Genomic DNA, 20,982 nt, shown 5'->3' with positions numbered 1-20,982 from the left:
GCCTTCGAGGGCCGAGGCTGTGAGCCGCCGTGTTTTTCTTTCGTTGCGCCTAATTTTGACGCGTTTTGGAATCTCAGTGTTTGCGGGAGACGACCGACATGACGCGGTGGAATACCTTTACAACAATCGTGGCGTTCATGATGATCACCGGCCTGATTATCGGATGCGGGCGGCGGAGCAAGCCGACGGGAACGGTGTCCGGCACCGTGACCTTGGACGGTAAGCCGTACGCCGACGCCTCGGTGATCTTCTTCAGCCCGGACACGGGACAAGGCGGGTCCGCCAACATCAACCCCGATGGGACCTTCCAGCTCCCTAAGCCCATCGAAGTGGGGCAGTACATTGTGTATCTGGCCCCCCGCCTCGAGGAGGACCCCGCAGCGGAACCGAAGCCCGTCTCCATCGACAGCACGGTGCCCGAGAAGTACTGGAGCGAGTCCACGAGCGACATTCGTTGCGAAATCAAGGCCGGGGCGAATCAGGTGCCCGTGGAACTGAAGCGTTGACCGGGGCGATCCGCCGGGAATTCGCGGCGAGGTTTCCCAGCGTGACGTTCCAGCGTGGAATTCCGTTCGCCAATTCATTGACATGGTTTTGTCGCTGAGCTATTCTCAGTGTTGCCAGGGGCTTGTTGCTGGTTGTGCTTGGTCGGGTTCTTGTCCAGGAGACGTGGTATGATTACTCATTTTTTGTTATCTCGCGGCGGCAAGCGTGCTCGCCCGCTCGTGGGGGGATTCACCCTCGTGGAATTGTTGGTGGTGATTGCCATCATCGGTATCTTGATCGCCTTGCTTCTGCCTGCGGTGCAGGCCGCCCGCGAGGCCGCCCGGCGTTCCCAATGCACCAACAACCTCAAACAATTGGGGCTGGCGTTCCACAACTATCACGACGTCTACAAAGTCTTTCCGGCCTATCAGTACATGAATACGCCCACGACGTGGAATTCTTGGCGGGGCCACGGGGCGTTGACGATGATCCTGCCCTACATCGAACAGCGGGCCTTGTACGACCAGATGGACTTCCGCTTCGAGTGGGACAACAATGGCGAATCGTCCATCCCCACGGCGAGCGCCCCGACCAACTACTGGATATCCCAGCGCAAGATCGACGCCTTCCTCTGCCCCAGCGACCAGCCTTACCCGGACCGGAATTTCGGCGGCAACAACTACATGGTGTCCGGCGGTGCTCGTCGCGGGTTTTACGACACAGGAGCGGCGGTCCCAGCCAGCGGGGTCTTCCTGCGGCGCGTTGAGACGACCATGGCGGAAATCTTCGACGGTTCCAGCAACGTCATCATGTTGAGCGAACAAATCAAGGGCGACAATCAGGGCGGTTCGCTGACCATCCGCCGTGATTTCACCAACAATAACCCCCTTACGCAGGATCAATTTCCACCCTCGGACGCCATCGAGGCCGCCGGGGTGACCTGCGACTCCAACGCGACTTCGTGGCATCAAAGCAACGCCGGTCGGCAATGGAGCGCCAGCTTCCCAGGTTTCATCGCCATCAACACGATCGCCCCGCCGAACTGGCGGCATATCAGTTGCTGCGACGGCGGAACGTTCGGCTACGCATGCGACCGCAACGGAATCGTCCCGCCCAAGAGCATGCACCCCGGCGGCGTCAACGTCACCGTGGCCGATGCCTCCGTGCGTTTCGTGTCGGATACGATCGATTTGACCACCTGGCAGCGTTTGGGTGGGCGATCCGACGGTAACCCCGTAACTTGGTGATTCGAAGCAGGACGGAGGATTTGCCATGCAGGCATTGCGATGGTTGGCCGGCGGATTGTTATTGACGGCCCTGATCGGTTGCGGTCCCAGCACGCCTTCCACTAAGGTCGAGGCACCGGATCCGAATCAAGAGGTCCGCTCGGCGCTCCAACAGGTGGCCGATACGGGGGTCGTCGATAGCGGCCTGATGGTCGTGCGGGAACGATTGGAGGCCATGAAGGAAACCGACGCCGCCAAGGCCCAGACGCTGCTGCAAGACCTGTCGCAACTCGAATCGATGACGGGCAATCCGAATCAGGCCAAGGCCAAGGCCCAAGAGATGTTGGGAAAGCTATAAAGCATTCCTGGCAGCGTTAGAACTACCTCCTGGAGGGGTGTCGATGGCACCTCTCCCTTTTCTTTAGGCATTTTTCCCAACGATTCGGCGTTTGGATTTAACCAAATCGTTGCGATAAATTAGGTAATGAAGTACACTTCCTAGGAGGGTCGGTTTTTATTCAAGAGTTTCCGTACTCAATTACCGCAGGAGGAAGGTTTATGATGTCTTGTTCCACAAGTTTCAGATTTGGCCGTATTTGCAGGAAAGATCCCCATGGCTTCACGCTGGTGGAACTGCTGGTGGTGATTGCCATCATCGGGATTTTGATCGCCTTGCTTCTGCCCGCCGTGCAGGCCGCCCGGGAAGCCGCCCGGCGCTCCCAATGCACCAACAACCTCAAGCAGATCGGATTGGCGATTCAGAACTACCACGACACGTACAAGGTCTTCCCGGCCTTGGGCGTGCGAACCTGCCGGGGACGCTACTACTCATGGGCCATGATGATTCTGCCCTATGTGGAACAGGCCCCGCTCTTTCAGGCATACATGGCGCAGGCAATGACGCCGGCCGGTCTCCCCGAGCCATGGACGACCGACCCCAACCACGCCACATGGGGTCCGTTCGTCCGTGACTACTGGCTCAAGGATATCCCCGCCTACCGCTGCCCCTCCGACCAACGGGTCACCAATCGCGGGGAAAGCCCGTCGCTGTTGAACTACAAGGCTTGCGTGGGCGACGATTATCACCAGAATCACTTCCGCCCGGACCAGAACGGGCGAGATAACCGCGGCGTTTTCCAATGCGAACGCTGGATCGGTATGGAATCTGTGACGGACGGCACATCGAACACGATTTCGATGGGCGAGATGGTCGCCGGCGGGGATCCGTACGACGTCTTGGGCGGCGTGGCCCTCAATATGACCGCCTGGAATCCCGCGGCCTGCCTCGCGCGGGTCGATCCCACGAACCCGAAACGCCTGATCGCGCCGGTCCGCGCCGACTTCCGTCCGACGGGCGGTCGCGCCTGGGACGGTCGGCCCTATTTCGTCGGCTTCGCCACCATGGTTCGTCCCAACGGACCAAGCTGCCATTGGGGCGGCGTGGACGGCAACGAGCACATGGGAACGCTCTCCAGCTTCCACCCAGGCGGCGGAAACGTCGGCTTGGTGGACGGGTCGGTTCGCTTTATCTCCGAGACCATCGACACCGGCAACCAAGCGATCGATGACGTCGGTTCGCCGGGCACGCGTCCGTCGCCTTGGGGCGTGTGGGGCGCCCTCGGCAGTCGGACCGGCGGCGAGACCGTGCAAATGCCGTGATCGCGCGCCGTCGCGATTCCTTGCCTTTTCGTTCGGCGACGCCCACGCGCGGCGTCGCCGGCACCTTTTTCGTGAACAACCATCATCGGGAGACTGATGCCATGCCTCAATTGCGGTTGCTCTGCTTGCTGTGCGTCGTGGGATTGTTGCTGGGCTGTCAAAAAGGCCCCAAGACGGGCACGGTGGAAGGCGTCGTCACTATGGACGGACAACCCCTTGCCAACGTCTTGGTCACCTTTACGCCCGTCGAGGGTGGCATGGCCTCCACCGGCACGACGGACGATAGCGGAAAATACAGCCTGGTTTACCCGGGCGGCAAAGGCGCCGTCGTGGGAAAGCACAAGGTCTCCGTGCGGACCTTGCCCAAGGCTCAAGCCGCGGCCGAAGTCTCGTCGGATGATCCCAGCTATGAGGCGGCCTACTCGGGCGGTGCCCAAAGCCCGAACACCACCGCCTCCGCCGAACCGATCCCGCCCAAGTACAACGTCCAAACGGAGCTGGAGTTCGAAGTCAAGTCCGGACGCAACACGATCGACCTGCCGTTGACCAAAAATTGACGGTCGCCGACGAAGGCTCGCCCCAAGTTCGCGAACGTCGGTTCCGCACGCGAACGGCATCGATAACGCTGCAATTCCGCCCGGCGGAATCACCTTGGACGATGTCGCGAACTGCGAAGAAGCAACACATCGCCCTACATTCGGGACCGTGTTGACGGAATGCGGCCTAGTGCGCCGGGGGCGCCGTTGACGCCAAGGATCGCGGTGGTGATAATAGGTTGTTCTTGCTTCCCGGCAAGCGGGAAGCCTGGCGGCCCCGTCGTCTAGCCAGGTTAGGACACAGGCCTTTCAAGCCTGCAACACGGGTTCAAATCCCGTCGGGGTCACTTGGGGCGATTGCATGGCATGACGCCGTTCGTGCAACGATCGCCGTTTGCGTGACTCTTCTTTCTGTCGAGCGCACGTCTCGTTTCGTGCGTCGTAAATCTTTTTTCCCGCCCGTTTTTTTCCGTCCGCGTTGGGCGACTCTCGCCGGGCCGACTCATTGCGGCGTTGGCAGCAATGGGTTTCGGCAACCTTTGGTCGTTTTTCCGCGCTATTGGCACGGTTGCCGCCAACGGGCCATAATCGAGGGGCGCGGGACGTGCCGAAGTCGTCGGGCTTTCCGGTCGGTCATCCCACAACCGCGATCAGGACCGCAACGCCATGCACCACATCAAGCGAGACGGAATCGTTTCCACGACGCTCGGACCGATTTTGTCGACGATCTTGCTCTCCGTCGGCGGAGTGGCGGCGGGCGAGACTCCCTCCTCATCGCCGACCGTCAGCCTGCCGCCCTTGAACCGCAATTACGTTTCCTCCGCTCGCGGACTGCCGGAACGCTGGGCGGTCGGCGACATCGACCGCAAGACCGGCGAGTGGCGCGGCGGTGACCGAGCGGAAAACATCCTCTGGGCCGCCCGGCTGGGAAGTGAAACCTACGGTTCACCCGTTGTGTGGAAGGACAAGGTGTTCTGCGCGACCAATAACGGCGCGGGCTACCTGCCGCGATTTCCCGCCAAGCAGGACCTTGGCTGCTTGACGGCCTTTTCTCGGAACGATGGCGGCTTTTTGTGGCAATACTCGGTCCCCGTGCTGCCCGACTCACAGCGGAATTGGCCGCTGCAAGGCATCTGCTCTGCGCCGTGGATCGAAGGCGATCGCATGTGGATTGTCACGAACCGCGGTTGCGTGGCGTGCTTGGATACCGAAGGCTTCTACGACGGCGAAGACGACGGCGCGACTGCGAACGCAGTGCGGGACACGCACGAGGCGGACGTGGTCTGGGAATTCGACATGATCGGTCGATTGGGCGTCGTCCCCCGATTCATGACGTCTTCCGTGCCGGCGGCGGTCGGCCCTTGGATATTCGTCGCCACGTCCAATGGTACGGACGACAAGGGGCGCGTTCCCGCCCCGGACGCCCCCAGCTTGATCGCCCTCGACAAGAACTCGGGCGAACTGATGTGGTCGGACGCCTCGCCGGGCGGCAACATCCTTGAGGGGCAGTGGTCCAGTCCCGCCTTCGCCGAGGTCGCGGGCGTGCCGCAACTCATCTTCGGCGGAGGGGACGGTTGGGTCTACGCCTTCGGAGTCGATACCGCGGGAAATCGCCCGCCGCCGCTCTTGTGGCGATTCGACGTGAACCCCAAGGCCGCCCGATTTCGCGAAGCGGGACTGGGGGATCGCGATTACTTGGTCGCTCCGCCGGTGATCTGCGGCGACCGCGTCTACCTTGCCACCGGTTGCGATCCCCAGTGGGGCGAGGGGGAAGGCCGACTTTGGTGCGTCGATGCCCGTAAACGAGGCGACCTCAGCGCGGAATTGGTCGTCGATTCCATGAATCGATCGGTCCCTCCGCGTCGAGAGATCGCCGTGGATCCGTCCGCCGGAGAGAAGATCGTTCCCAATCCCAACAGCGGAGTGATTTGGGTTTACACGGGCGACGACTTGAACGGCGACGGAAAGCGGGAGGTGGAGGAAACCTATCATCGTGCGCTCGCCGCCCCGGTCGTGGCCGAGGGCCTGGTAATGGCCGCGGACGCGTCGGGTATTGTGCACTGCGTCGATGCGGAGAGCGGGCGACTGCTGTGGAGCCACGACATGTTCGCCGCGGTTTGGGGCACCCCGCTGATCGCCGACGGCAAGGCCTACGTCAGCGACGAGGACGGCGACACGGTGGTTTTCGCCCTGGCCCGGGAAAAGACCGTCTTAGCCGAAAACGCACTCGGAGAACCGATCTATACGTCTCCCGCCGCGGTCGACGGGGTTCTTTATTTCGCCGCGCAACAGCACCTATTCGCGATCGGCATTGCTTCTCGGGCGAGTGATGCCGACTAGGTCCCGCCTGCGGCCTCCGCCTCCAGTCGAGCACGATCCAGTACGCGGATGGCGCCTCTCCCGCCCGCTGCGATGACGCCCGCCTCCTCCAGTCGTTTCAGCGTGCGGGAGAGGGTCTCGCTTGTGATGTTGAGTTGCGAGGCCAGATGCTTTTTCAGCGACGGCAAGCGAATGATGCCGTCGTCCGGAGTCGCCGTGAGCAACCATCGGGCGAGACGCCCCGACGCGTCGCGGAGCGTCACGTCCTCCAGCAAACCCACCAGGTGCCGCGTCCAAATGGTCAAACCCAGCAGCAGCGCCAGGCACAACCGGTGATCTTCATGGATCCACATGTGAAACGGTTCTTGCGGCACCAGGGCGCAAACGGCGGCGGTCACCGCTTCGGCGTTGGCGGGGCAGTCGAAGCCGCCGATGGCGGCCACTTCCGCGAAGGTCCCGCCGGGCCCGACGATGTGCAACACCTGCTCCCGGCCTTGCGGACCCCGCTGGAAGATGCGGACCAAACCGGTCCCCACGATATAAATGCCGGGACACGCCTGACCCTGACGAAAAATCAGTTGCCCCTTGCGGAACTTGACCAAGCGCGACATGGCGAAGAGACGCGCGAAACGCTGTTCATCCAGGCGAGAAAAGAAGGGGCAATCTTGCAGGATTTGGACGAGTTGCGGCGTCATCAGCACTTTCCACGACCTTTTTTCGAAAAATCTCGCGGCGGCTTGATCTAGATCAAGGACCGCCCCCCCGGCAAACCGTATTATACGGAAGAGCAAGCGGAACGGCGGTCCGCGACTTATCGTGCGGATCAACATCGTTCCGCCGACGACGACCGAGATCGGCGGCGACTCCGCCCAAGCGTGATTAGGTGTTTTTCGTTTTTGGAAAGGAGTGTCGGAATGTTTTGCAACCAATGTGAACAGACGGCGAATTGCTCGGGTTGCGTGGTCAGTCCCGGAATCTGCGGCAAGGACCAGGACGTGCAGTCGCTGCAAGAGACGCTGCTCTACGGCCTGAAGGGCATGGCGGCGTATGCCAACCACGCGCGACGCCTGGGCATGACCGATGAATCGGTGAACGCCTTCATTGAAGAAGCCCTGTTCGCCACGATGACCAACGTCAATTTCGACCTGGAGAGCCTACTGGAGTTGGTGCTGGAGTGCGGCAAGCACAATCTTCGCGTCATGGAATTGCTGGATGAGGGCCATGTTCGGCGATACGGCGAGCCTTCGCCCGCCACGGTGCAAGAGGGCACGCAAGCGGGACCCGGCATCCTCATCACCGGTCACGACCTCCGCGACCTGGAGGACTTGCTGAAGCAGTGCGAAGGCACGGACATCAAGGTGTACACGCACGGCGAAATGCTGCCCGCCCATATGTATCCCAAGCTCCGCGAGCATCCCAATTTGGCGGGCCACTACGGCGGGGCGTGGCAAAAACAGCGCCGCGAGTTCGAGGACTTCAGCGGCCCCATCGTCGCCACTACCAACTGCATCTTGATACCGAAGGACAGCTACAAGGATCGCGTGTTCACGACCCGGGTAACCGCCGTGCCGGGCGGCAAGCGACTGAAGGGCGACGACTTTACGCCGGTCATCGAGGCCGCCAAGCGCTGCCCGTCCTTGCCGGAAAACCGTTGCGGCACCTCCGTCGTCGGCTTCCATCACAACGTGATCCTGGGGATGGCCGACACGATTGTGCAGGCGGTCAAGGAAGGCAAGATCAGCCGCTTTTTCGTCATCGGCGGTTGCGACGGGGCCGAGGTCGGGCGCAACTACTTCAGCGATTACGCCCGGGCCACGCCGCCCGACTCCTTCATCCTCACGCTGGGCTGCGGCAAGTACCGCATCCGGAATCACGATTACGGTACGCTGCTGGGTCTGCCCCGGTTGCTGGACATGGGGCAATGCAACAACGCCTATGGGGCGATCAAGGTCGCGGTGGGGCTTGCCCAGGCCTTCAACTGCGGCGTCAACGATCTGCCGCTCACGCTGGTCGTCTCGTGGTTCGAACAGAAGGCGGTCGCCGTGCTGCTCACGCTGCTTTACCTGGGGGTGAAGGGCGTGACCATCGGCCCGAAACCGCCCGCCTTCGTCTCGCCCAACGTGTTCCGCATTCTCCAGGAGAAATACGACCTGCGGCTGATCGGTTCCAGCGCCGAGGCCGATCTGCAACGAGTGTTGGCCGCGGCTTGACGCCGAACAACACCCCGCAGCGTTTCTCCGTGCCACGACCAAGGGGGCGAATCGACCGCGATTCGCCCCTTTTCTACGCCCCACTCGTCGCCTACAGTTATGGCAGGTCCATGCAGGCTGAGCTTCGGGACCTTGCGATTCTTTCGTACGATGACAGGCGGGCGAGAGATTCCATGATGGCGGCGTCGCGCGAAAGCGTCATCCGCGGCAAGACGCTTCGGGAAGCCGAGGGTTATTTGATGCTCGGCATGCCGGAGCACGCGCTGAAGGCGCTCGATCGCGTCGCCCCGCGGAAAGATGACTGGCTTTGGCGGATGTACCGCGGCGAGGCCCTCCGCGACCTGGGACGCTTTGCCGAGGCCGTACCCTTCCTGGAAGAAGTCGTACGCTTGCGGCGCGATCGCCCGGAAGCCTATCTCGCCTTAGGCTGGTGCCACAAACGCCTGGGGCGAATCGACCTGGCCTGCGCCGACTTGGAGGCGGCCTTGGCCGTCCAACCCGATCACGCCTTGGTGATTTACAATCTCGCTTGCTACTACAGCCTGGCGGGCAGGGTGGAACCCGCTCTTGATTGTCTCCGCCGGGCATTGGAACTGGAACCGGAGTTTCGGCTCTTGATTCCCGATGAAGGCGATTTCGATCCCATCCGCGACGACCCGCGCTTCGCCGCCATCGTGAACGGCTAGCACATCTCAACGAGCGACGGCGGTTTCCTTCGCGGCGGAAACTCGAATCGCGCGGCGCAAGACGCCCCAAGTAATGGCAAGCAATCCGGCGGCAGACCAAAAGGGAAGCGACGCCGCCAATCCGCGCAACTGAAAGGCCGCCAAGACGCCGACGATTCGGGCGACTGCGGAGAGACTGTTGGCCAAGCCGAACACGCGTCCCTGGTGATCTTCGGCGGAGTGGCGGGATAGAAGCCCTTGGACGGCGGGGACGACGAAGGCCATTCCGGCAGCCACGACGCCCGCCGCCGAAATGAGCACCGTTGGCGAAGCCCAAGGGCCGGCCGCCGCGGAAGCCATCAACAGGAATCCTCCGATGGCTGTAATCAAGCCGATCGCCGCCAGACGCCCCTCCGACCACCGGCGGGCCAACGGTCGCACAATGAACCCCTGCACGATCGTCTGAATGAAACCGATCAGGGAGAACACCGCCAGCAGCGGTGCGCCGCCATGCTCCACGCCCAAGAGCGCCGCTAAAGTCACCGAAAGCGTGGCCTCGAATCCGGCGAGTGCGAAAACCGCGATGAACGTCGTGAGCAGAAGCAATAGAACCACCGGGTGCCGTGCGGTTTCCCGCCAGACCGCGATATCCAGGATGCGGAACAACCCGGCCTCTCCGGCTGGTTCCATCGCCGACGCTTCCGCGATCTCCGCGGCGGGGGTCACCTTGCCGCGAAGGGCGGCGGGCAGCGATTCTCGCAGCTTGAAAAAGGCCAGCGCCAGCGCCAATCCGGAGAACGCCGCGCCCACCAATCCCGGCCAAGGACTGAGCGCCGCGCCCCGGGCATCGCTCAAGAGCAGGGCACCCGCCCCCAACAACGGCCCGAACGTGAAACCGAGGCCGAACGCCGCTCCGATCAGCGCCATGCCGCTCGCACGGCGTTGCGGCGGCGTCACGTCCGCAATGTAGGCCTGCGCGGTGCCGATCGTGGCGCCCATGATGCCGGCACCGATTCGGGAAAGAAACATCCCCGTCAGGCTGCCGTAAAAGCACGCTAAGCCGAACAGCCCGTAACAGGTGGTGGACCCGGCCAACCCCAGCAACAAGATGGGACGTCGGCCCACGCGATCGGAAAGTTTGCCCCAGTACGGACTGAAGACGAACTGCATCAGCGAAAAGCAGGTCATCAGCAGGCCGAGAATCGCGTTGGCGGCGATCGTGGAATAGCCCCCCAAAAGGTGCTCGGCATACACCGGCACGAGAGGAAGGACCATCCCGAAGCCGAGAAGGTCCACGAAAACCACCAGAAAGACGATCAGCAGTCCGGTTCGATGAGTCAGTCGATGCGTCTCCGATGGGGTTTTCGTCGCGGCGGACGATTCCGCCACGTCGGTTTGAAGCGTGTTGACAACCATGTTCAGATCGTCGCGTCTATCAGTCTTGAAATGAATACCTCAACATATCGTCTCCGCGAACCAGGGCGGAATTCGCCGCAAGTCGACTCGTCTCCGCCCGGCTGGTTGCCTCACGGCAGCGAGTCGGCGAAGGTCGAGAAAAACGAACTCTAATTTTATACAAGACTCCCCAACGCGGCAGACTTTTCCGGGGATATTGTTCCGAAGCGCAGGCCGGACCACAATCGGCGAAGGGACGTTGAGAGCCTTGTCGGCTCGACGACTGGGCGGTGGACACGCCGTTCAATCGCCGCCCATTTTTGGAAGGAAACAGGCCGTAGTCGGCCTTTGACGAAAACATGTGCCGGGGAGTAGCGCCGTGACGGACCAGGATTCCTCTCTTATCGCGCCGCTCGACGTTTGGGAATGCCGGCGACAATTTCCGGCCTTGAGTAAACGCGAAAACGGTCTGCCCGTCACTTTCTTCGACGGGGCGGCGGGGACGCAAGTGCCGCACGCGGTCCTGGACGCCGTGGTCCGTTACCTCGTGGAGACCAACGCCAACCACGGCGGCACGTTCGTCACCAGTCGGGAGAGCGACGCTCTCTTGATTTCCGCGCGGATGGCGCTGGCCGACTTTCTGGGAACCGCCGATCCCGATACCATCGTCTTCGGCGCGAATATGACCACGCTGACCTTTGCCTTTTCGCGAGCGATTTCGCGGACGTGGAAACCGGGCGACGAGATTCTCTTGACCCGTCTGGAACACGACGCCGATTTCACGCCCTGGGTCCGAGCGGCCGAAGATGCCGGCGTGCGAGTTCAAGTCGCCGACATTATTCCAGAGGAAGGGACTTTGGACATGGCGGATTTCGTGGGCAAGCTTAGCCCGCGAACCCGCCTGGTCGCCGTGACGGCGGCCTCGAACGCGATCGGAACACTTACGCCGATTGAGGAGATCGTGCGGCAAGCTCACGCCGCGGGTGCCTTGGTCTTTGTCGATGCCGTGCATTATGCACCGCACCGATGCATCGACGTGGATGGTTGGGGCGTCGATTTCCTGGTCTGTTCGGGCTACAAGTTTTTCGCCCCGCATGTGGGCATCTTGTGGGGCAGGCGTTCGCTGTTGGAATCGTTGCCCGCCTACAAGGTGCGACCCGCTCCGAACGGGATTCCCGACCGCTGGATGACCGGCACGCAGAATCACGAAGGAATCGCGGGCGTGGAGGCGGCCATAGAGTATCTGGCGGAATTGGGGCGACGTTGTGCACCCCATGCCGCGGGTCGCAGGGCCGCGCTGCAAGCGGCCTTCGACGCCGTTGCCCGCCATGAGCACGGCTTGACCGCGGCCCTGCTGCAAGACTTGGCCGATTGCCCGGGTATTCGCGTTTGGGGAATCCGCGACGCGGACCCCAACCGGCGTGTGCCCACGGTCGCCCTCACGCACGACAGGCTTCGCGCCTGCGAGTTGGCCGAATACCTGGCCGCGAGATCGATCTGCACCTGGCATGGCAACTTCTACGCCGTGCCGCTCACCGAAGCGTTGGGCGTGGAACCGGAGGGTTTGTTGCGGATATCCATGGTACACTACAACACCCACGAGGAAGTTTCCCGCCTGACTGCCGCCCTCCGCGAACTCGGCCCATGATTGCCATCAGGCGTGCCTTTCGCGATTTCCCACCGAGGAGTGAAACATGCTCGTCTCGAATCGGTTGGCCGTCCCCATCATCTCAGTCATCGTTGCCGGCATAGGGCTCGCAATTTGGTCCGGTGAGTCCGCGGGCGGCGACGCTGATTGGACCGGTTGGAGCATTCGCAACGCGACAACCCTTCCCGCAGACAATCCGGAACGACCGCCCGTCTTGCTCTGCGAAACCTCGGGCGCCTTGGCCGTTCGAACGTACATCGCCCGGCCCAAATCGTCCTTCCGGGCGGTCGCGCGAGTGCGCACGGAGGATTTGCAGCCTGAAGCGAACGGCGGATTCGCCTTCGCCTCGGTGTACGAGTTCGATGAGATGGGCGACCTCATTGCCTTTCATGATTTCGCCAAGACGACCGGCACCCATGACTGGACCGAGTTCGAGATCCAAAGAGAGACGAACGAACGGACTTTCTCCATCGAGTTGCGGTTGGGTTTGTATCGCGCCGAAGGAAAGGCTTGGTTTGAACCGGCACGCCTGACGTGGGCTGCCGACGCGAGTGCAGGGTCCGCCGCCCAAAAACCGACCGGCTTTCCCAACGCGGCCTTGATTTTGGATGAACCGGATTTCTCGCGGAATGCCGCCGCTCCCGATTCCCGGGCCTTAGCCGATCAATTGGCTCAAGCCGGATATGAACCGCGGTTGATCCGGGCGAGCGATTTGATTTCAGCCGAGGCGCGGCGGGAGATAACCGCCGACGCCGCTTTGCTGGTTCTTCCCAACGGACCGTGCTTTCCCATCGAGGCGCGACAATCGCTGCTGGAACTCCTTTGTCGGGGTACGGATTTGCTCTCCTTCGGCGGCTATCCCTTGGACGCGCCCCTGCGGCGCACCGAAACGGGGTGGGTCTCCGTGGACCTTACGCAACCCATCACGATCAGGCTTCTCAACCGCGATCCGGGGTTCGAAACGGTCCGCGAGCCAGGGAATGATGCTGCATGGCATGACCCGGCGGGCAACGCGTGCCCAACTGCGGTCGAAGGAACGGTGGAAGGGGCACGTTGCGCCTTGGTGCGGCATGAAGGCGCCGACGGGCCAATCTACATCCAAACCGTCGCCGACGTGAAACCCGGTCAATCGTTGCGACTCTCCGGATGGGTGAAGGCTGCGGACGTGCAGGGGACGGGCTACGCCTTTTTGGCCTTTTATCCCATGGCGGGAAACGAGTGGCGCTCGCCTCGCGACATCGCTCAGGTTCGGGGTACCCGCGACTGGAAGCGGTTCACCGAATACTTCCGCGTTCCGGCGGGGGTGGACCGCGTGGACATCCGCTTTGGGTTGCACCAGGCTTCCGGGACCGCCTATTTCGACGATATTCGCTTGGAGGAGGTGGAGCACGCCCCGCGATTGAACACACGGTACGGTCGTCCGGGCGACGGCCTGATCGTTTCTCCCTGGCAAATCGGCATGTGCGATGCCGATTACCCGCTCCGCCGAACGGCGGGACTCAAGGCCCCGGGATGGGAGGCCGTCCTCGCGGCCGAGGGCTTTTCCGCGGTGGGCGTGTTGAACGGCAATGCTCGCTGGGCGCCGCTCCTCGCCGCCGTGGATCGCTTTGGGCGGCAATGCGGCACGGCGGGTGCCATGATGATTCATACCACGGGGCGATTCGCCGGTTCGACCTGGACGTTTTTTGGTGTCGACAACGCCGATCTCACCCAACTCTCCGGATTCCGGGATCGCGTGCTTCAACCGGCGCTGGTCCGCATGCGACGCGGGGTATACTTGGACGCGGTTCAAAGTCGTTGGCCGTGCTACCGTCCGGGCGAGCCGGCCGAGGTCTCGTCTTCGGTCCGGCATTTCGGACCGCAACCATTCGCGGGCGTGCTGACGTGGAGTTGGACCGCGGAGGACACGGCGACGCTGCTCGGTGAAGGGCGGCAAGAGATTTGCGTGACGCCGGGAGGGGCGGCAGTCCAGACGATTCGGTTGGATTCGGCCGCAGCATCGACGGGGTTGCATCGCCTCACCGTTCGCTTGCAAGATGCCGCCGGCAATCCCTGCGACGAAATGTCGGCGGGCTTTGTCATTTGGGACGGAAAACAATTTCCGCGCTCCATGCGGTTCAGCTATGCCGACAACTATTTTCGCCTGGGCGATCGACCGGCATTTCTCTGCGGCACGACCACGTGGTCCAATTGGTTCTTCTCCCCTTCGCAATCCGATCCGCTCTTTTGGGCCGAACAACTCGGTCGTATGGCCGACCACGGGATACTCGTCAACGCGAACCTGCAAACCTGGTGGCGTCCCCCTTATGAACCGACGGAGGAAGATTGGCGGAAATTGGATGCCGCGGTCTATTTGTCCCACCGGGCGGGCGTCATTCATCGCGCCGGGCTTTTTATCGGACAAGACGTGGCCGTTGACGATACGCTCCTCGAGCAACAGGCTGCATTCACGGCAGCCTTTGCCCGCCGATACCGCGACGCCGACGGGCTGATCTACTACCTGAACGGCGACTATCAACTGCGGCCCAAATCGACCGAACAGCAGGACCTCCATTGGCAACTGTCCCAGACGCGCCGTTGGAATGAGCGCCTGACCGAGTCCGTGCGGTCGGCCGACCCGGTCCACCCGATCATCAGCGAGTACTATCAGATCCCCATCGGCGGCCTCGACGTGCGACAAACCTTAGACGGATTGGACATGGCCGAGATCGGCTACTTCGATCGGCCGAACCGCGATTTGAGCCGTTTTTCGGCCGTTTTCAAGATGGTCGACCATCGCCTTCGCGGCAAGTCGGCGGGCGTAGGCGAATTCGGCGTCAAGACGCATCCCGCCTGGGAGCCGAGTTTGGGCGGCGGCGGATACCACATTCGCCGTACCGACGAACAGCGGAACCGCATGTTTCTCGCCCTCCCGCAACTCACGTTCGGATTGGGCGGCGCGACGGCGCGGAATTGGTGCTGGCGCGACGACGACGATCGCGTTTTTCCTTGGGGTCTAACGCATACTTGCGACGGCGTTCCCCGCGACTCCCTGCGGTTCTATCGCGCGGCTGCCTTCCTGCTGCTGCGACTCCAACCGCGATGGCGGAAACCGGACGTGGTACTGGTTGCCGCCGACAGCGCACGAGAGACGGTTGCCGACGGTTTCGCGCCCCACGACTTGGCTGCGGCCGATTTACTTGCCCGACTGGGAATCGATTTCGCCGTCGTCAGCGATCTCGATTTGCGGCAAGAGGACCTGCGGGGTGTTAAGGCGGCTTTCGTCCCCGGCGCAAGCATCTCGGATGCCGCCGCGGAGATTCTCGACGCCTTGGAGCAAGACGGACGCATCGTGGTCTGCCGGGAACAACCGACCGCCGCGACATCCACCGTTGACGAGGGGCCGGAATCGGCGTTTCCTCCCTCGCCCGATTTGCGGCGACGTTGGATCGCGCTTCTGGATCGGGCCGGGGTCACGCGGGTTCAGGTGCAACCGGACTCACCGACCGTCCTTGTCATGCCCGTTGCTTTGGAGGACGGCGCTGCCCTGGTGCTGGTGAACACCGGAGTGGAGACGCAGCGGGTCACGGCACGACTGCCCGACGGAAAATCGCTGGAAACGACTCTGGCGCCTTGGGAACCGGCCTTGGCGGCGTGGGATTCGGCGGGTCGCGTACCAGCCCTGGAGGGTGGGCAAGGTCTGTACTGCGACGGACGCCCGGTCGCGGAATCCGACGGTCACATGCTGCTGTGGTCCGCCGAAACGCAAAACGCTCAAGACGCCGACATCCGTTCGGCCAGGGAGGTCTTTCTCGTGCCCACAACGGCCCGAAGAATCCGCCTGTTTCGCGCTACGATCGGCACCGACGGGGCGGAATTCGGTGAATTCCGCAGCGGCAAGTGGTGCAAGCTGGCGGACATTCCCCTGCACACCGCGAATACGGAATTGCGATTGGAGGTTCCCAACGATTGCCTGGGCGAGATGATCCGCATCGGGACTCGCTGAGCGGTTCGCCGCCGAGTCATCGAGCCTGCGGCATGGTCCACCGTGCCGCTTCGCTTCGCCGCCGAGGTGCCGTCAGCGGGCGTGACAAGGACCTTTTCCGGCGGAGAGCATGCAGCCCCGTCGCACGGTCATTCGGCGTGCATCGTGGGATCGGGCAGCGGCGTGATGCTTTCCTCGACAACCGCCGTCCCAGAGGTCCCGAAGGCCTGCGGTTCATGCGGTTGCGCGTGCCAAGGATACTCGAAGTAGTGGCGGTAGTTGTAGGGCGCGCGATAGTAGTAGCCGTGGAAGGCGGGATAACGATGGATCGTCCGCGGGTTGCCGGGATAGCAACCGAAACGCGGCTGATAGCATGTCTGCGGCATGGGGCCGAACCAATCCCCCAACCACGTCTTGCCGGTGGCCGTGTTGATGTGTCCCGCCTTGGCAATAGGCTCAGCGGAGGGGCCTTCGACGTAAACCGCTCCCTCCGTCATCGGATCATCGGACGAGACGGTTTGGCCGTACGCTTCAGTGGCGCCGATGATGATCGCCACGGCAAGAATGGCTGCTCGCATGAAATCGTCCTTTGCTGAACTCAATCGCTTTGCGATGCCGGCCGAGTCAGACCGGGGACGCGAACGTCACCGTCCGATTCCGTCGCATCGGATGTTTCCGGGAGGCTCCGCAGGAGCCGAAGCTACTACGGCTGGAATTTTCGTTGCTACTGACAAAAATCGGCTTACCCAATCAAGGCGGACAGAAAATTGCCCGGCCGACGTTATAGATTCCCACCAGCGAAGGCCACGCCCTGGGATGCACCACTTCCGGCTATATGTTCCCCCTTAAATATACTAGTTTCACCGCGATAACCATTGCGAAAACGTAGGAGGTGCGGCGCAACTTTCCGATTATGCGATTGAGAACGTCTCGGTTAAGCGGCTGCAACGCTGAACTGCGGCCGATCAAGGGATTGAACTTGAATATATGGGAAGTCTGAATAACATGGGAAATCAAAGAAGGAGTATTATCACTGCTTAACACGTCGCCATCGAGTGTACCGAATCGGCAACACGGAAGTGTCTGGCGCTGTTGACATCAAAGGGCCCAACGCACCGTCTCGTCACGCTGAGTGTTGGTTTCTTATCAACTTAAACAAAAGGTTCCGGCGGGTAACGCCTGGGCGCTACGTTCGCTGAAGCCCGATGCCGCGATTCAAACTGCGGCGTCTATCACCCACCCCCCAGTGGGACGGGTTTGAGGCAGGGGGGCACCTGACTTGTTGGAGACGATCTGCATCATGGATTCCGCTCTCGTCGTCATCTCCAAGGATCGTGGATTCGTGGAGGAATTGCGGCAAGCGACCTCGGATCGCTATGAATTGATCGCCTTGGAAACGCTTGAACGCGGTTGCCCACCGGTCCGGGCGGAAACCTGCCCCGCCCTGGTGGCTCACATCTCGCGCAACATGATCAACGGCTATCGCCCGCAAGAGTTCTTTCGCAGATTGCGGGAACTGGAATCCGCCGCGCCGATCTTCGGCGTGTTGGAGGAAGGATGTCCGTCCGAGATTCGAGAGAAGGCTCTGGAAAACGTACAAGCCTTTCTACAGCGACCGTTCCAAACGGAGAAACTCCTCAGCTTGATCCGGGCACACGCGCCGCTGGAGTACGAACTGGCCGAGTACCTCCGTCGGCACCCGCACCGAATCCTTCGCGGAAGAAGTCGTAGTTACGCCACCTTTTCGCCGCGGATGTTCGAGATGATGGACGAACTACGCGTGGCGGCCCAGCACGACGTCACCATTCTCTTGAGCGGCGAGACGGGATCCGGGAAAAGCAGCCTGGCCCGGGTTATCCACGATATGTCGGGTCGGTCATCCGGTCGATGCCTCACCGTGGCCTGCGGCGCCTTGCCGCCCAACCTGATCGAAAGCGAACTGTTCGGTCACGTTAAGGGAGCGTTTACCGGGGCGGATCACGAGCGTCTGGGAAAGTTCGCCGCGGCGCAAGACGGGACCTTGCTCCTGGACGAGATCGACGTGCTGCCTCCCGACCAGCAGGCCAAGTTGTTGCGCGTCATCGAGACGGGGGAATACGAACCGGTAGGTAGCAACGATACGCGAATTTCTACGGCCAGGCTGATCGCCGCTACGAACACCGATCTGGAGCAGCTCGTTCAAGAGGGCAAGTTTCGCCGCGACCTGTACTATCGGCTGAACATCCTCAGTTTTCGCATCCCGCCGCTGCGCGAGCGTCCGCACGACGTGGAATACCTGGCCCTCCGCTTCGCGTTACAGCACGCGAAAGCCCTCAAGGTACACATCCAATCGATCGAACCGAGATTCACGGCGGCATTGACCGCCCACTCTTGGCCCGGCAATGTCCGCGAGTTGGAAAACGTCATGCGCCGGGCGGTTTTGTACTGCCGGGACGGGGTTCTCCGCCCCTGCGACCTTCCCAGCACCATCCGTGGGGCGTTTGAGGATGAACCCTCCATCCCCGCCGAGATCGACCTATTACCGGGAGGAACCCTAGCCGAACAATTGGAGGCTGCCGAACGGCGGATTCTCGTCGAAACGCTACGCCGCAACGGCTATCACCGCCAAGACACCGCCCGCGAATTGGGTATTTCTCGCATTACACTGTACCACAAGATGCGGAAATACGGCCTCTTCGAGTGCATGGCGGAAACGGCGTGAGTCGGGACTATGATTTCGCCGCTTGTCCGGTGCGAGTCCGCCCTCCGCCGCCCGACAAAAAACCGAGCGTCCCGAAAGGGCTTCCGGGACACTCGGATCGGATGGTACGTCTTATGGTCCGGCAATGACGTCCGACCGAATGTATCGGACGATTCGCCGCCGAAATCAGAAGCCGTCCGGAGAGAATTCCGCTCCGGCCCCGGCCATACTTTTTTGCACGGCGGCGCCGATCACCTTCAGAACGTCTTCGCCGATTTCGATCCGAGTATGCGAACCGTTGGGCAGCAGTTTTCCCTCGGCCCGAACCACATCCCGGTCGCCGCTCATGACATCGAGCATTTCTTGAATCTGGGCCCGTTCCGCATCACCGGCCTCCTCACTCGACATCGCCAAGGCGAATTCCAAAATCGGTTTCAGCGCGACGTGCAATCGTGACGACACACTGACCGGTTTTCGCTCTTTGGAGGCGTCGAGGGCGGCCTTCAGATCGCTTACCGCGTCGCTTCCGACCGCGAAATAAATCGCCTCGGCGCCGACTCCCAGCACCGCTTGCAAATCTTTGCCCTCCAAGAGTCGGGCGAATTCCGGTGAGCCCTCCGCGATTGCCGCGTTGGGTACCTGGAGGAGATGGAAGCGGACTCCCGCGTACGTCTCGGCATCCAGCGTGACGAGGTCGGCCAACTCGGCGTTCTGCTTCTTGGCGTCCTCGAACAACTGTTTCACCTGAGCCTCGAGCGGTGCAGGGTCGTCCAGCACAATACCGCCCACGATCGACGTCATGGAACCCGACACCGCGATATCCGCCCCCTGCTTCTCCATCGTGGTCGTCAATTGCGAGAAGACCTGGGTTACGATATCCATGACGAGCTTGCGCTCCTTCGCGCTGAGTTCGCCCTCCTTTTTCAGGTTGGCGGCGATCAGCTTCTTGTAATCCTCCAATTGTTCCTTCATCAGTTGTACCTGGTCGGCCGTGTACTTGGCCGTCGCCTGCAAGACGAACGTGCCGTCCGTTTGGGCGAAACCGGCCAAGGCCGTCGTCAAATTCACGTTGGCCTCGATTTGTCGCGCCGCCTTCGTGTTGGGCAGGACGGTCACCGTCAAGTCCAGCGACAAGTTGCTCGCCGATTCGTCCAGGCTCATCCCCACCGTGATCGTGTCGATTTCGTTGAGGGCGTCTTGGACCTGGGCCAGCGACTGCGTCGCCATTCGTTTTTGAAGTTCGAACTCCTCCGGGGTCTGTCCCGGTTCCGGTTGCATGCCCTGCTGCATCCCCTGCTGAATCAGGGCCACGGCTAGCTGCCGATACATGGGCGGAATGCTCTGGAGATTGATCTTCACGGCCAAGTCATAACTGCCGGCCAATTCTTGAAGCACGGTCGGATCCGCGGGGGCTGATGCCAGGGACTCCTTGTTCATGCCCAGCACGACCCAACCGTTCTTCTCGACCGCGAACAACGTCTGCTGCGGGCCTTGGATCGCGTAAACGTCTCCCTGCTTTTCCGCCGTAATGCCGGACCGCGAAAGCAAACCCAACAGATCGTCGATCTTGGTGACGGGCAGCATTCCGTAAACGTAAAAGTCCATCCCGTCGGTCTGGACGAGGACGCCGGCGGGGCGTTTGGAATCGAGGCCCGGAATGCCATCGGCCGCGCCGGTCTGAGCCGCGACCATGGCCTTCATCATTTCGCCGAGTTGCGGATTGCCCGCGACTTTCCCGACGTATTCGGCGTCCTCCATCAACCGATCCACGCCGCCGATCGCCACGGCGCCCACGGTTTGCATGGCGGTATTTTGTGCCGCGGCGATTAACGGAAACGCCGCCAGCGCGATCACGCCGTAAATCGCGGCCGCGCCCAATACTCTCTGCCTTCGAGACATCACTTTCTTCCTTTCTGGTTCTCCTATACCGTCACCGCGACGAGAAACCCCTGCATAACAGGGCAACACCACACAAGCCCCGACCGAAAAGCTACACCGTTCCGCGCCTGGCGGTTACCCCCACCGTGGGTGGTAGCATCCCTCATTACCGCCCGATTTGCCGGTGCCAATGTGTGAACCGAACTCGGGCCGATTCGCCGAACTGCGCCATTTCCGCAGGACGCGCCGTGCGGTAACGCCTCGCCAAGTTCTTCGTAAACAGGGGCATGATCTTAGCCGCACCGCGGCAACAATC

General features: G+C 61.8%; 15 protein-coding genes and 1 tRNA gene. 12 read left to right on the top strand and 4 right to left on the bottom strand.

Annotated features, from left to right (window positions below):
* The first annotated feature begins 98 nt into the window (after nt 1-98).
* From ACYQ6J_RS05230 to ACYQ6J_RS05200, 7 genes are all read left to right on the top strand, one after another.
* Nucleotides 99-506 carry a carboxypeptidase-like regulatory domain-containing protein gene (locus ACYQ6J_RS05230; RefSeq protein ID WP_460183141.1) on the top strand — a complete coding sequence of 136 codons (408 nt, stop codon included), beginning with the start codon at nt 99-101 and terminating at the stop codon, nt 504-506.
* A 168-nt stretch (nt 507-674) separates the two neighbouring features.
* Nucleotides 675-1,733: a DUF1559 domain-containing protein gene (locus tag ACYQ6J_RS05225; protein ID WP_460183140.1), complete on the top strand. Its 1,059-nt coding sequence runs from the start codon at nt 675-677 to the stop codon at nt 1,731-1,733.
* A gap of 25 nt (nt 1,734-1,758) precedes the next feature.
* Nucleotides 1,759-2,070: a hypothetical protein gene (locus tag ACYQ6J_RS05220; protein ID WP_460183139.1), complete on the top strand. Its 312-nt coding sequence runs from the start codon at nt 1,759-1,761 to the stop codon at nt 2,068-2,070.
* Between the two features lie 200 nt (nt 2,071-2,270).
* Nucleotides 2,271-3,371 (top strand): DUF1559 domain-containing protein, encoded by a 1,101-nt coding sequence (locus tag ACYQ6J_RS05215; protein WP_460183138.1) that lies wholly within the window; start codon nt 2,271-2,273, stop codon nt 3,369-3,371.
* A gap of 101 nt (nt 3,372-3,472) precedes the next feature.
* Nucleotides 3,473-3,928: a carboxypeptidase-like regulatory domain-containing protein gene (locus tag ACYQ6J_RS05210; protein ID WP_460183137.1), complete on the top strand. Its 456-nt coding sequence runs from the start codon at nt 3,473-3,475 to the stop codon at nt 3,926-3,928.
* Between the two features lie 252 nt (nt 3,929-4,180).
* A tRNA-Glu gene (locus ACYQ6J_RS05205) sits at nt 4,181-4,254 on the top strand.
* A 319-nt stretch (nt 4,255-4,573) separates the two neighbouring features.
* A complete protein-coding gene (locus ACYQ6J_RS05200) occupies nt 4,574-6,247 on the top strand; it encodes an outer membrane protein assembly factor BamB family protein (RefSeq protein ID WP_460183136.1) in 1,674 nt (557 codons plus the stop codon).
* Here ACYQ6J_RS05200 and ACYQ6J_RS05195 read toward each other — a convergent pair.
* Nucleotides 6,244-6,921: a Crp/Fnr family transcriptional regulator gene (locus ACYQ6J_RS05195; protein ID WP_460183135.1), complete on the bottom strand. Its 678-nt coding sequence runs from the start codon at nt 6,919-6,921 to the stop codon at nt 6,244-6,246. The genes ACYQ6J_RS05200 and ACYQ6J_RS05195 overlap by 4 nt on opposite strands.
* 219 nt (nt 6,922-7,140) lie before the next feature.
* Here ACYQ6J_RS05195 and hcp point away from each other — a divergent pair, with 219 nt between their 5' ends.
* Together hcp and ACYQ6J_RS05185 are read left to right on the top strand one after the other, a co-directional pair.
* Nucleotides 7,141-8,436, top strand: coding sequence for a hydroxylamine reductase (hcp, locus tag ACYQ6J_RS05190; RefSeq protein WP_460183134.1), 1,296 nt, complete (start codon nt 7,141-7,143; stop codon nt 8,434-8,436).
* 173 nt (nt 8,437-8,609) lie between these two features.
* Nucleotides 8,610-9,122 carry a TPR end-of-group domain-containing protein gene (locus ACYQ6J_RS05185; RefSeq protein WP_460183133.1) on the top strand — a complete coding sequence of 171 codons (513 nt, stop codon included), beginning with the start codon at nt 8,610-8,612 and terminating at the stop codon, nt 9,120-9,122.
* A 6-nt stretch (nt 9,123-9,128) separates the two neighbouring features.
* Here ACYQ6J_RS05185 and ACYQ6J_RS05180 read toward each other — a convergent pair whose 3' ends face one another.
* Complete coding sequence (locus ACYQ6J_RS05180) at nt 9,129-10,517, bottom strand: MFS transporter (protein WP_460183132.1); 1,389 nt, start codon at nt 10,515-10,517, stop codon at nt 9,129-9,131.
* A gap of 358 nt (nt 10,518-10,875) precedes the next feature.
* Between ACYQ6J_RS05180 and ACYQ6J_RS05175 the strand changes: the two genes are divergently transcribed.
* The gene (locus tag ACYQ6J_RS05175) at nt 10,876-12,144 is read left to right on the top strand and encodes a cysteine desulfurase-like protein (RefSeq protein ID WP_460183131.1); all 1,269 of its coding nucleotides are present in this window, start codon (nt 10,876-10,878) and stop codon (nt 12,142-12,144) included.
* Between the two features lie 46 nt (nt 12,145-12,190).
* A complete protein-coding gene (locus ACYQ6J_RS05170) occupies nt 12,191-16,129 on the top strand; it encodes a carbohydrate binding domain-containing protein (protein WP_460183130.1) in 3,939 nt (1,312 codons plus the stop codon).
* A gap of 128 nt (nt 16,130-16,257) precedes the next feature.
* Here the strand turns inward: ACYQ6J_RS05170 and ACYQ6J_RS05165 are convergent, their stop codons facing one another.
* Nucleotides 16,258-16,686, bottom strand: coding sequence for a hypothetical protein (locus tag ACYQ6J_RS05165; protein ID WP_460183129.1), 429 nt, complete (start codon nt 16,684-16,686; stop codon nt 16,258-16,260).
* Between the two features lie 722 nt (nt 16,687-17,408).
* On the opposite strand from ACYQ6J_RS05165, the gene ACYQ6J_RS05160 reads away from it, so the two are divergent.
* Nucleotides 17,409-18,809 carry a sigma-54 interaction domain-containing protein gene (locus ACYQ6J_RS05160; RefSeq protein WP_460183128.1) on the top strand — a complete coding sequence of 467 codons (1,401 nt, stop codon included), beginning with the start codon at nt 17,409-17,411 and terminating at the stop codon, nt 18,807-18,809.
* A gap of 165 nt (nt 18,810-18,974) precedes the next feature.
* Here ACYQ6J_RS05160 and ACYQ6J_RS05155 read toward each other — a convergent pair whose 3' ends face one another.
* Nucleotides 18,975-20,687: a hypothetical protein gene (locus tag ACYQ6J_RS05155; protein ID WP_460183127.1), complete on the bottom strand. Its 1,713-nt coding sequence runs from the start codon at nt 20,685-20,687 to the stop codon at nt 18,975-18,977.
* Between the last annotated feature and the right edge of the window lie 295 nt (nt 20,688-20,982).

The organism is Thermopirellula anaerolimosa, from assembly GCF_054657335.1.
This window is presented reverse-complemented; position numbering and strand designations above follow the sequence as displayed.

Excerpts from the sequence above, each read along its gene's own strand:
- hcp (WP_460183134.1), top strand. The coding sequence starts at position 7,141 with ATGTTTTGCAACCAATGTGAACAGACGGCGAATTGCTCGGGTTGCGTG.
- ACYQ6J_RS05225 (WP_460183140.1), top strand. The coding sequence starts at position 675 with ATGATTACTCATTTTTTGTTATCTCGCGGCGGCAAGCGTGCTCGCCCG.
- ACYQ6J_RS05220 (WP_460183139.1), top strand. The coding sequence starts at position 1,759 with ATGCAGGCATTGCGATGGTTGGCCGGCGGATTGTTATTGACGGCCCTG.
- ACYQ6J_RS05185 (WP_460183133.1), top strand. The coding sequence starts at position 8,610 with ATGATGGCGGCGTCGCGCGAAAGCGTCATCCGCGGCAAGACGCTTCGG.
- ACYQ6J_RS05160 (WP_460183128.1), top strand. The coding sequence starts at position 17,409 with ATGGATTCCGCTCTCGTCGTCATCTCCAAGGATCGTGGATTCGTGGAG.
- ACYQ6J_RS05180 (WP_460183132.1), bottom strand. The coding sequence starts at position 10,517 with ATGGTTGTCAACACGCTTCAAACCGACGTGGCGGAATCGTCCGCCGCG.
- ACYQ6J_RS05165 (WP_460183129.1), bottom strand. The coding sequence starts at position 16,686 with ATGCGAGCAGCCATTCTTGCCGTGGCGATCATCATCGGCGCCACTGAA.
- ACYQ6J_RS05230 (WP_460183141.1), top strand. The coding sequence starts at position 99 with ATGACGCGGTGGAATACCTTTACAACAATCGTGGCGTTCATGATGATC.
- ACYQ6J_RS05215 (WP_460183138.1), top strand. The coding sequence starts at position 2,271 with ATGATGTCTTGTTCCACAAGTTTCAGATTTGGCCGTATTTGCAGGAAA.
- ACYQ6J_RS05195 (WP_460183135.1), bottom strand. The coding sequence starts at position 6,921 with ATGACGCCGCAACTCGTCCAAATCCTGCAAGATTGCCCCTTCTTTTCT.
- ACYQ6J_RS05170 (WP_460183130.1), top strand. The coding sequence starts at position 12,191 with ATGCTCGTCTCGAATCGGTTGGCCGTCCCCATCATCTCAGTCATCGTT.
- ACYQ6J_RS05200 (WP_460183136.1), top strand. The coding sequence starts at position 4,574 with ATGCACCACATCAAGCGAGACGGAATCGTTTCCACGACGCTCGGACCG.
- ACYQ6J_RS05155 (WP_460183127.1), bottom strand. The coding sequence starts at position 20,687 with ATGTCTCGAAGGCAGAGAGTATTGGGCGCGGCCGCGATTTACGGCGTG.
- ACYQ6J_RS05210 (WP_460183137.1), top strand. The coding sequence starts at position 3,473 with ATGCCTCAATTGCGGTTGCTCTGCTTGCTGTGCGTCGTGGGATTGTTG.